Origin of the sequence: Bacillus swezeyi (genome assembly GCF_001969815.1) — a bacterium.
GTDB classification, from domain to species: Bacteria; Bacillota; Bacilli; order Bacillales; family Bacillaceae; genus Bacillus; species Bacillus swezeyi.
The window spans coordinates 18,860-30,056 of record NZ_MRBK01000040.1; the positions used below are offsets into that span (position 1 = coordinate 18,860).

11 protein-coding genes and 1 pseudogene are annotated in these 11,197 nt (G+C 47.0%); 10 read left to right on the forward strand and 2 right to left on the reverse strand.

From position 1 onward, the window contains the following. The first annotated feature begins 31 nt into the window (after positions 1-31). From purM to purD, 4 genes are read left to right on the forward strand one after another with little or no spacing between them, the layout of a single operon-like run. Complete coding sequence (gene purM / locus BTA30_RS20905; protein ID WP_076763759.1) at positions 32-1,072, forward strand: phosphoribosylformylglycinamidine cyclo-ligase; 1,041 nt, start codon at positions 32-34, stop codon at positions 1,070-1,072. Then, positions 1,069-1,656 carry a phosphoribosylglycinamide formyltransferase gene (gene purN / locus BTA30_RS20910; protein ID WP_076763761.1) on the forward strand — a complete coding sequence of 196 codons (588 nt, stop codon included), beginning with the start codon at positions 1,069-1,071 and terminating at the stop codon, positions 1,654-1,656. The genes purM and purN overlap by 4 nt, the downstream gene beginning before the upstream one ends. After that, a complete protein-coding gene (purH, locus tag BTA30_RS20915; RefSeq protein ID WP_076763763.1) occupies positions 1,653-3,191 on the forward strand; it encodes a bifunctional phosphoribosylaminoimidazolecarboxamide formyltransferase/IMP cyclohydrolase in 1,539 nt (512 codons plus the stop codon). The genes purN and purH overlap by 4 nt, the downstream gene beginning before the upstream one ends. Before the next feature lie 14 nt (positions 3,192-3,205). Beyond that, entirely contained in the window at positions 3,206-4,474 is a 1,269-nt protein-coding gene (gene purD, locus BTA30_RS20920) for a phosphoribosylamine--glycine ligase (protein ID WP_076763765.1), read from the forward strand. 150 nt (positions 4,475-4,624) lie between these two features. Here purD and BTA30_RS23490 read toward each other — a convergent pair whose 3' ends face one another. Further along, the gene (locus BTA30_RS23490; protein ID WP_239693551.1) at positions 4,625-4,909 is read right to left on the reverse strand and encodes a hypothetical protein; all 285 of its coding nucleotides are present in this window, start codon (positions 4,907-4,909) and stop codon (positions 4,625-4,627) included. Between the two features lie 15 nt (positions 4,910-4,924). On the opposite strand from BTA30_RS23490, the pseudogene BTA30_RS20930 reads away from it, so the two are divergent. Next, positions 4,925-5,262: pseudogene (locus tag BTA30_RS20930) on the forward strand (cytochrome P450); the annotation flags it as partial. Positions 5,263-5,287: 25 nt separating this feature from the next. Here the strand turns inward: BTA30_RS20930 and BTA30_RS20935 are convergent. Further along, positions 5,288-5,515, reverse strand: coding sequence for a YgaP family membrane protein (locus BTA30_RS20935; protein ID WP_076763767.1), 228 nt, complete (start codon positions 5,513-5,515; stop codon positions 5,288-5,290). Positions 5,516-5,639: 124 nt separating this feature from the next. Between BTA30_RS20935 and BTA30_RS20940 the strand changes: the two genes are divergently transcribed. The 5 genes from BTA30_RS20940 to BTA30_RS20960 all read left to right on the forward strand — a co-directional run. After that, positions 5,640-7,379, forward strand: coding sequence for an adenine deaminase C-terminal domain-containing protein (locus BTA30_RS20940; RefSeq protein ID WP_076763769.1), 1,740 nt, complete (start codon positions 5,640-5,642; stop codon positions 7,377-7,379). Between the two features lie 25 nt (positions 7,380-7,404). Next, positions 7,405-8,394, forward strand: coding sequence for a DUF3048 domain-containing protein (locus BTA30_RS20945; RefSeq protein WP_076763771.1), 990 nt, complete (start codon positions 7,405-7,407; stop codon positions 8,392-8,394). A gap of 2 nt (positions 8,395-8,396) precedes the next feature. Continuing rightward, entirely contained in the window at positions 8,397-8,708 is a 312-nt protein-coding gene (locus BTA30_RS20950) for a YerC/YecD family TrpR-related protein (RefSeq protein ID WP_076763773.1), read from the forward strand. A gap of 171 nt (positions 8,709-8,879) precedes the next feature. Then, complete coding sequence (gene pcrB / locus BTA30_RS20955) at positions 8,880-9,566, forward strand: heptaprenylglyceryl phosphate synthase (protein WP_076763776.1); 687 nt, start codon at positions 8,880-8,882, stop codon at positions 9,564-9,566. 60 nt (positions 9,567-9,626) lie between these two features. Next, positions 9,627-11,197, forward strand: a 1,571-nt coding sequence (locus BTA30_RS20960) for a UvrD-helicase domain-containing protein (protein ID WP_076763778.1), incomplete at its 3' end; no start/stop codon positions are given.

The window sequence follows — 11,197 nt, forward strand, 5'->3', positions numbered from 1 at the left end:
AATGGACAAGCGCGGATAAGGAGTGATTGTGATGTCTGAAAGCTATAAAAACGCCGGGGTTGATATTGAGGCGGGCTATGAAGCCGTAAAACGGATGAAAAAACATGTGGAACGGACAAAGCGCATCGGTGTGATGGGCGGACTTGGCGGTTTTGGCGGCATGTTCGACCTGTCGGAGCTTCCTTACAAAAAACCGGTTCTCATTTCAGGAACAGACGGTGTCGGGACAAAGCTGAAACTTGCTTTTGCGATGGACAAGCACGATACGATCGGCATCGATGCCGTTGCGATGTGTGTCAATGATGTTCTCGCTCAAGGTGCGGAGCCGCTCTTCTTTCTCGACTATCTGGCGGTCGGAAAAGCCGATCCCGTAAAAATAGAAGAGATCGTAAAAGGCGTAGCCGAAGGCTGCACTCAGTCGGGGGCGGCGCTCGTCGGCGGTGAAACGGCGGAAATGCCAGGCCTCTACACGGAAAACGAGTATGATATTGCCGGCTTTTCGGTGGGCGCCGCTGAAAAGGACAACATCGTGACGGGCGAAAACATTGCGGAAGGGCATCTTTTAATCGGCCTCTCTTCAAGCGGTCTTCACAGCAATGGCTTTTCACTCGTGCGGAAAGTTCTTCTTGAGGATGCCGGTCTTAGCCTCGATGAAACGTATGCACCTTTTGAACGGCCTCTTGGCGAAGAGCTTTTAGAGCCGACAAAAATATATGTCAAACCTGTACTTGAAGCTGTGAAATCAGGAAAAATCGCCGGCATGGCACATGTCACAGGAGGCGGTTTTTATGAAAACCTGCCGCGCATGATGCCTGACGGTCTTGGCGTTGAAATCGACAACGGCTCTTGGCCTGTCCCTCCTATATTTCCGTTTATTCAGGAAAAGGGCGGTCTGAAATCTGAAGAAATGTTCAACGTCTTCAACATGGGAATCGGCTTTGTACTGGCTGTCAAAGAAGAGCACATGACAGATCTCATTCAAACGCTCGAAAATCATGGGGAAAAAGCATATTTGATCGGCCGGGTGAAAACCGGAAGCGGCGTGACGTTTGGCGGTGCCGGTCTTTCATGAAAAAATTTGCGGTATTTGCATCTGGAAGCGGAACGAATTTTGAAGCGATCTTGAGAAAGATGAAAGAAGAAAACTGGGATGCCGAAATCGTGCTTGTCGTCTGTGACAAACCGCAGGCTAAAGTGCTTGAAAGAGCGGAAAAAGCCGGAATCCCGTCATTCGCTTTTCAGCCGAAATCGTTTGAAAATAAAGCGGCATTTGAAAGGATCATCGTTGAACAGCTTCATCTTCACGGGGCTGAGTGGATTGTGCTTGCCGGATATATGAGACTGATCGGCAATACGCTTCTTTCGGCCTTCCGGAACAAAATCATCAACATCCATCCGTCGCTCCTGCCGGCTTTTCCGGGCATTGACGCAATCGGACAGGCATACAGATCAGGCGTGAAAGTGGCCGGAATCACGGTTCACTATGTTGATGAAGGTATGGACACGGGGCCGATCATCGCTCAGCGCGCCCTTGACCTTGAAAAAGATGAAACATTGGAATCTTTGGAAGAAAAGATTCACAAATTGGAACACGAGCTTTATCCCGAAGTAATCAAAGAGCTTCTTGAACTAAATGGCAGAGGTGAGAAGGAATGACGATCAAACGCGCATTAATCAGCGTATCTGATAAAACGAACATTGTCCCTTTTGTAAAAGAATTGACAGAGCTTGGCGTTGAAGTGATTTCAACAGGCGGCACAAAAAAACTGCTTCAGGAAAACGGTGTTGATGTGATCGGCATTTCTGAAGTGACGGGCTTCCCGGAAATCATGGACGGCCGCCTGAAAACACTTCATCCGAATATCCACGGGGGGCTTCTTGCTGTCCGCGATAATGAAAAACACATGGCACAGCTGAGTGAACAAGGAATCCAGCCGATTGATCTTGTTGTCGTCAACCTGTATCCATTTAAAGAAACGATTTCAAAAGAGGGCGTCACATACGAAGAAGCGATTGAGAATATCGACATCGGCGGCCCAGGTATGCTTCGCGCAGCCGCGAAAAACCATCAGGACGTCACAGTCATCGTCGATCCCCGCGATTACAGCCCTGTGCTGAACGAAATCAAAGAAACAGGTGCGGTGTCTCTAGAGAAAAAACGCGGACTGGCGGCGAAAGTATTCCGCCACACAGCGGCATATGATGCATTGATTGCAGACTACTTAACAAACGTGACAGGTGAAAAAGAGCCAGAGCAGTTCACCGTCACATATGAGAAAAAGCAATCGCTTCGCTACGGAGAAAACCCGCATCAGGAAGCTGTTTTTTATCAAAGCGCGCTCCCTGTCAAAGCGTCGATCGCTTCAGCCGAACAGCTTCATGGAAAAGAGCTCTCCTACAACAACATTAAGGATGCGGATGCTGCAGTCCAAATCGTCCGCGAATTCACCGAACCGGCAGCGGTCGCCGTCAAGCATATGAACCCGTGCGGCGTCGGAATCGGCAACACGATAGAAGAAGCGTTTAACAAAGCATATGCGGCTGATCAGACATCGATCTTCGGCGGAATTATCGCCCTTAACCGCGAAGTCGACAAAGCAACGGCCGAAGTGCTTCATCAAATCTTTTTGGAAATCATTCTTGCACCTTCTTTCAGCAAAGAAGCGCTTGAGATTTTAACATCCAAGAAAAATCTCCGTCTGCTGACGCTCGATGTCAACCAGCCTGTTCAAAATGAAAAACAGCTGACATCTGTACAAGGCGGCCTGTTGATTCAGGATCTGGACATGCATGGCTTTGAAGATGCCGACATCTCCATTCCGACAAAAAGAGAGCCGACCGAACAAGAATGGGCTGATCTAAAACTCGCATGGAAAGTCGTTAAACACGTCAAATCGAATGCGATCGTTCTCGCCAAAGATGACATGACGATCGGTGTCGGCGCAGGGCAAATGAACCGCGTCGGTTCCGCCAAAATCGCGATCGAACAGGCCGGAGAAAAAGCAAAGGGAAGTGCGCTTGGATCTGACGCGTTTTTCCCGATGCCTGATACCGTGGAAGAAGCGGCCAAAGCAGGGGTAACCGCGATCATTCAGCCGGGCGGTTCTGTTCGTGATGAAGATTCGATTAAAAAAGCGGATGAATACGGGATTGCCATGGTGTTCACCGGAATCCGCCACTTCAAACATTAAGGGGAGGAAGCAGCGTGAATGTATTGATTATCGGTAGAGGCGGAAGAGAGCACACACTCGCCTGGAAAGCGGCGCAAAGCCCTCTAGTCGAAACGGTTTATGCAGCCCCGGGAAATGACGGAATGACCGGAACTGCCGCACTCGTTGATCTTGATGAAGGAGATCACAAGGGACTTCTCGCTTTCGCAAAGGAAAACAATATCGGGCTGACGATCGTCGGTCCTGAGGTTCCATTGATCGAAGGCCTTGTTGATAAGTTTGAAAAAGCGGGCCTTCCGGTGTTCGGACCATCGGAAAAAGCCGCAGTGATTGAAGGAAGCAAGCAGTTTGCAAAAGATTTGATGAAAAAATATCAAATTCCGACAGCGGAATATGAAACATTTACGTCTTTTGAAAAAGCAAAAGCGTATGTTGAGGATAAAGGCGCACCGATCGTCATCAAAGCGGATGGGCTTGCGGCCGGAAAAGGTGTCACAGTCGCGATGACAGAGGAAGATGCGATTCAGTGTCTGCACGACTTTTTGGAAGACGAAAAGTTTGGTGAAGCAAGCGCATCTGTCGTCATTGAAGAATTTTTAAGCGGAGAGGAATTTTCGCTGATGGCGTTCGTTAAAGGCGAAAAAGTATATCCGATGGTGATCGCGCAGGATCATAAGCGGGCATTTGACGGAGACAAAGGTCCGAATACAGGGGGAATGGGCGCATATTCCCCGGTGCCGCAGATTTCCGATGCGGTTGTTCAAGATGCCGTCAAAACGATTTTAGAACCCGCCGCCCAGGCGATGGTCAAAGAAGGCCGTTCATTTACGGGCGTCTTATATGCGGGCTTAATGCTGACGGAAAAAGGCACAAAAGTGATCGAATTTAACGCCAGATTCGGCGATCCGGAAACACAAGTCGTGCTCCCGCGTCTTGAATCAGACCTTGTTCAAGTGATGCTTGACTTGCTGGAAGGACGCGAAGTCGAGCTCAAGTGGAAGGATACAGCAGCAGTCACCGTTGTGCTGGCGTCTGAAGGCTATCCTGAAAGCTATGAAAAAGGCACGCCGATCGGTTTATTAGAACCTGTTCAAGAACAGACCGTCGTCTTTCACGCAGGAACGAAAAAAAGCGACGGGCAGTTTGTGACGAACGGCGGCCGCGTCGCCAATGTCACAGCATTTGCCGACACGTTTGAAGCCGCGAGAAAAACTGCTTACAAAGCGGTGAGCGAAGTCGCAAAGCCGGGCGTTTTTAACCGGACCGATATTGGTGCAAGGGCCTTGAAGGCCGCGCAGAAATAGTGAAAAGCATAAAGAGACAAAATGGGCGCTTCCCATTTTGTCTTTTTAGTGTTTTTGAATGATGTTGATCAGGGCTTCTGCCATGAATTCAGGAGGGATAAGGCATTCCGTTTTCAAGCCACCATGCTGCTGTGCCTGCATAGGCGGAAATCACGAATTGCCGAGGACCCTATTGTCAACTTCATCGGGCGCGGCTTTTTTGATGCCTGACAAAAAGCTGTCATTCCAAAAATCATTAAGCAAACCCTTAATATTCAACTCATATCTTCTGTTGATGATGATCGTAAAATCATGGGCGTTCTTTTGCAAATGAAGATAGATTCGCAGCAGATACCAGTATGCCTCAGGCTTTTCCTCATTACGATCAATGTCAAGCGGTGAAAAAATATCTTCTTTCACCGTTTCAAACATGTCGCTCATATTTTGGTGCAGCAAATCATATTTATCTTGACGATCAGAGGGGTGAATTTGAAAAAGGGAAAGGGTGTTATTGCTTTTCTTGCTTCAGCCAACCGGGATGAATCCAAATTTGAAAGGGCGCATGAATTTGATATTCACCGCCATCCGAATCCGCATATCGGAATTTGGACACGGTATCCACTTCTGTTTAGGCTCCCCGCTTGCACGGCTGGAAGCTAAAATCGCGCTGACTGCGCTCTTGAAGCAATATTCTTCTATAGAAAAGGTCTCGCTCGATCACGCCGATGGCCAACAGCAGCATGTACGGTCTGAAACATTTCCGCCTCCGCGTAAAACCTGCTGAAAAAGCATTATTGCTCAAACCGTGAAAAAAGCACCCAAAGGGGTGCTTTTTTACGATTGTTCGTCTGACTGCGCCTGCTTCATATACGTTTGGCAAACATAAGTCATGGGGCAAAACCTTAAAATGCCCGAAGCGGCTTTCATCGCGCCCATAAACATGCAGAAAAACGTCATTCTGCACCACGGCTTTCTTGTCAACTTCGCCGTCGCCGCGGACAGGATCGTCAGCCCGCAGGCGATGCGGAAAACAGCGTCAAACAGCCCGATGTTTTGCTTCATATTGATTCCTCCGATTTAAATAATTAAATAAAGTGTTTTTTCGAAAAATTGTAACGTGTTGGTAATGCGTGACTATAGTAAATGTGTTAACATGGGATCATTACATGTAAAGGAGAGTATGTGAATGTTCGAACGCACCTTAAATTGGAAAAACAAGCACATCAGATCGCAAGTTGATGTTGTAAGTTCAAGGCTGCTGCCAACGCTCCTTTTACGAAATGCATCCGTACTAAACCCGTACTTAAAGCAATGGGTTCGCGCAAACGTATGGATTCATCATGACAGAATCGTGTATGTCGGCCGTGATTTGCCTAAATCGGCTGTTAAAACTACAATAGATTGTGAAGGGAAATACATTGTACCCGGGTATATTGAGCCGCATGTGCATCCTTTTCAAATTTATAATCCCCAAACATTGGCTGAATATGTGTCACAGTTTGGAACAACGACATTCGTGAATGACAACCTGTTTCTGCTTTTGCACTGCGGAAAAAAGAAAGCGTTTTCTATATTGGAGGAACTGAAAAAACAGCCTGTTCACTACTATTGGTGGTCAAGGTATGACTTGCAGACAGAGGTCTTAAATGAGGATCAGATTTTATCCATTGACTACCGAAAACACTGGGGCGAACATCCTGATGTCATACAGGGAGGAGAAATGACAAGCTGGCCGCGCCTTTTGGACGGCGATGATTTGCTTCTGCATTGCATGCAATGTACGAAAAGAAGACGGAAGCGGATAGAAGGCCATTTTCCGGGCGCTTCGGAAAAAACGCTTACAAAAATGAAGCTTTTCGGCGCTGACGCCGATCATGAAGCCATGACCGGAAAGGAAGTGCTGAAACGGCTTGAACTGGGGTACTATGCCGGTTTAAGGCATTCTTCCATACGCCCTGATTTGCGAAAGATTTTGCGCGAGCTTCATGAAGAAGGCTTTCGCCATTATGACCATATGTTTTATACAACGGACGGCGCCACGCCGAATTTCTATAAGGAAGGCATGACAAACCAGCTGATTGCGATAGCGCTTGAAGAGGGAGTCCCTGCGGTTGACGCCTATAATATGGCCGCGTTTAATATCGCTAAATATTATCATATGGAAGACATTCTCGGTGTTGTCGCACCGGGCAGATATGCGACGCTCAATATTTTGGAGAGCCCTGAAAATCCGAACCCTGTGACAGTTTTGGCGAAAGGCCGGATTTTGAAATCGGACGGCATTGATATGAAGACGTTTTCAGAACCCGATTGGCAAAAAGGGGGTCTTGTCCCTCTGAACCTTTCATATGATCTAACGATGGATGACTTGCAGTTTTCTATGCCGCTCGGCTTGAAAATGAGGAATTCAGTCATTATGGAACCTTATACCATTGAGATCGACAACTCTGTGGATCAGCTGTCCTTTGAACATGATGAAAGCTATCTTTCTCTGTTTGACAAGTATGGGAAATGGCGGGTCAATACGATGCTGAAAGGATTTGCGCCCCGTGTGCAAGGGTTTGTCAGCTCTTATTCAACAACGGGAGATATTGTGGCGATCGGAAAAAACAAGGAAGACATGCTGCTGGCCTTCAAACGAATGAAAGAAATCGGAGGGGGAATCGTATTAGCCGAAAACGGGAAAATACTGTATGAAATTCCTCTTCATTTAAGCGGCGGCGCATCAAATGAGACGTATGAGACGGTGCTTGAAAGGGAAGAAAAGTTGAAAGGACTTCTTTTTGAAAGAGGCTATACGTTCAGCGACCCTATCTACACCCTTCTCTTTTTGCAAAGCACTCATCTTCCTTATATCAGGGTGACGCCGAAAGGGATCTTTGATGTCATGAAAAAAACTGTACTCTTTCCATCGATAATGCGTTAAAATATAAAAGAGCGGGAGCTAATGTATGTTTAATCGATATGTAAGAGTGCTGCTGTGTTTTGCCTGTGTATTGCTGTTAGCATCATGCCAGCAGCAGGAAAAACAGGAAGCCGGGCAGAAAATATATCCGCTGACAGGAATGAAAGCGGAAAAAGACATTCGGCAGCGGCCGCTGGCTGTTGTGGTGAACAATCATCCAAAAGCAAGGCCGCAGTCAGGGCTAAGCAAAGCCGATATTGTCATTGAGGCCCTTAGTGAAGGCGCGATTACCAGATTTGTGGCGGTTTTTCAAAGCGAAATGCCTAAAGCGGCGGGACCTGTCAGAAGCGCGCGGGAATATTTCATTGATTTAGCTCGTGGTTTTGACGCCATCCTGGTGCATCATGGCTGGAGTCCAGGTGCAAAAAGCCGGCTTGAAAACGGTGATGCCGATTATGTCAATGGATTGGATTATGACGGCAGTCTGTTTTGGAGAGCGGATTTTCGAAAGGCGCCGCATAATTCGTACACTTCATTTGAAAACGTCAAGCAGGCAGCCGCTGAAAAGGGATATGCCCTCGAGACCCGCACAGATCCGCTCACTTTTAAAGAAAGCCCTGAAGACTCTTCAAAGACGCTTTATTCCATCCGGTTAGATTATGGAACAAAATCCGTTACAAACCGTGTCGAATATGGTTATGATAAGAAGGTTAAAGGCTATGTGAGAAAGTCAGACGGCGTTTTGACAACAGACCTTGAAACAGAAGAACCGGTTATTCTTCAAAATATTGTAATAGCGGAAGCCGAACATCAAATGAAAGATGCGTACGGGAGAAGGGATATTGACCTTCGTTCAGGCGGAAAAGGGCTGCTTCTGCAAAACGGGGAAGTCCGTCAGATCAATTGGAAGAACGAAAACGGCCGGATCATACCAGTTGCGGATGGAAAAAGCGTTCCATTCGCGCCGGGAAAAACGTGGATCAATATCATTCCCGATCTCAGCAAGGTTTCTATTAGCAAAGGAGAAGGTGTGTAACGATGCAGATCGATAAATTGCGCAGGAGAGAGCTGGATCAGCTTTTTCAATCCATTCTATCATTAAAAGATCTCGAAGAATGCTATCGTTTTTTCGATGATTTATGCACAATAAATGAAATTCAGTCACTGGCTCAGCGGCTCGAAGTGGCCAGGATGCTTCGCGACGGCAACACGTACCATAAAATCGAAACGGAAACCGGAGCGAGCACGGCGACCATTTCCAGGGTAAAGCGCTGCCTGAATTACGGAAATGACGCTTATACACTGGCACTGGACCGTGTAAATGAAAAAGAATCTGAATCATCTTCGTGATGTTCACTGTACCGCCTGGCTTTAAAAGCTTTAGGCGGTTTTTTTATGGCCGTAAACTTTTGCCTCCGCTGCCTGCATTATCCCTCACTCTTTATTCGTTATCCGTTTTTCCAAAGAGAATGAATTTGTTATAATATTTAAATGGTAAGAACGATTGGAGGAGCTTTTTTCATGTACGATATTACCGAGTGGAAGCATGTCTTTAAACTCGATCCCAATAAAGAGATAACGGATGATCAGCTTGAACAGCTGTGCGAATCAGGAACAGATGCGATATTGATCGGCGGAAGCGACGGTGTCACAGAAGATGACGTGCTTCGGCTGATGTCAAAAGTTCGCCGTTTTTTGGTTCCTTGCATCCTTGAGGTCTCAACGATTGATGCGATCGTGCCGGGTTTTGACCTTTATTTTATCCCGACCGTATTAAACAGCAATGATCCCGACTGGATTGTCGGTTTACATAAAGAGGCGATGAAAGAGTACGGCGAGCTGATGTCGCCCGAGGAGATCGTTGTCGAAGGGTACTGCATTTTAAATGGAGACTGCAAGGCGGCAGCATTGACAAATGCCGATGCGGGGCTTGACCTTGAAGACGTTAAAGCATACGCGCGAATGGCTGAGCATCTTTTCCGCCTGCCGATCTTTTATCTGGAATACAGCGGCAGGCTCGGGGATGCAGAGATCTTGAAGGAAACGAAAGCTGTTTTGAATGATACGACATTATTTTACGGCGGCGGCATTCAAGATTCTGAAACAGCAGTGAAGATGGCCGAGCATGCCGATGTGATCGTGGTCGGAAATGCGATTTATGAAAACTTCGGACAAGCGCTGAAAACGGTGAAGGCTGTAAAAGAATGAGCGAAATAAACCGGAATGGTTTATAATAGAACATATGTTTGAATGGGCGGTGAATCAATTTTGAATTATATTAGCGATCAATTATTAAACGGATTAAATAAAGTTCAGCAGGATGCAGTCAGGAAAACGGACGGGCCGCTTTTGATCATGGCGGGAGCCGGAAGCGGAAAAACACGGGTGCTGACCCATCGAATCGCCTATTTGATGGCGGAGAAGCGTGTCGCTCCATGGAATATTTTGGCGATTACATTTACAAACAAAGCGGCCAGAGAAATGAAAGAGCGTGTTGAAAGCATCCTTGGGCCGGGAGCGGATGACATTTGGATTTCGACGTTCCACAGCATGTGTGTGAGGATTTTGCGGAGAGACATCGACCGAATCGGAATCAGCCGCAACTTCTCGATTCTTGATACATCAGATCAGCTTTCCGTCATTAAAGGCATCTTAAAGGAAAGAAACATCGATCCGAAAAAATTCGATCCCCGGAGCATTCTCGGCTCGATCAGCGGTGCGAAAAATGAACTGATCGACCCTGAAGAATACGAGAAAACGGCGGGCGGTTTCTTTGAACAGGTGGCAAGCGACGTCTATAAAGACTATCAAAAAAAGCTGCAAAAAAATCAGTCGCTCGATTTTGATGACTTGATCATGACGACGATCCGTCTGTTCGACAGGGTACCGGAAGTGCTCGAATACTATCAGCGGAAGTTTCAATACATCCATGTCGATGAGTATCAGGATACAAACAGAGCGCAGTATTTGCTCGTCAAAAAATTGGCGCAGCGATTCCAAAACATCTGCGTCGTCGGGGATTCTGACCAGTCGATTTACAGATGGCGCGGAGCGGACATTGCGAACATTCTTTCTTTTGAAAAAGACTATCCGAATGCCAGCGTCGTTCTGCTTGAACAAAACTACAGATCGACGAAGCGGATTTTGAATGCGGCCAATGAAGTCATTCAGAACAACTCGAACAGAAAGCCGAAAAACCTTTGGACTCAAAATGATGAAGGGGCAAAAATCGCTTCCTACAGAGGAGACAACGAATTTGGCGAAGGCCAATTTGTCGCGGGAAAAATCAGGGAGCTCATCGCTTCGGGAAAACGCTCGCTTTCAGATATTGCGATTTTATACCGGACAAACGCGCAGTCCCGCGTCATTGAGGAAACGTTGATGAAAGCGAACATCAGCTATAATATCGTCGGCGGCACGAAGTTCTACGACAGAAAAGAAATTAAAGACATTCTCGGATATTTGCGCCTTGTCGCAAATCCCGATGATGATATCAGCTTTGCAAGGATCGTGAATGTGCCGAAGCGAGGTGTCGGTGCGACTTCTGTCGATAAGATCGCCGCATATGCTGACATGAATGGGCTGCCGATGTTTGAAGCGCTCGGACAGGTTGATTTTATCGGGCTCAGTGCAAAAGCAGCCAATGCGCTTGACGGGTTCAGACAGATGATTGAAAACTTGACGAATATGCAGGAGTACTTATCCGTCACAGAGCTGACAGAAGAAATTCTTGAAAAGACCGAATACCGCGAAATGCTGAAAGCGGAAAAATCGCTTGAGGCACAGAGCCGTCTTGAAAATATTGACGAGTTTCTGTCCGTGACGAAAAACTTTGAGCA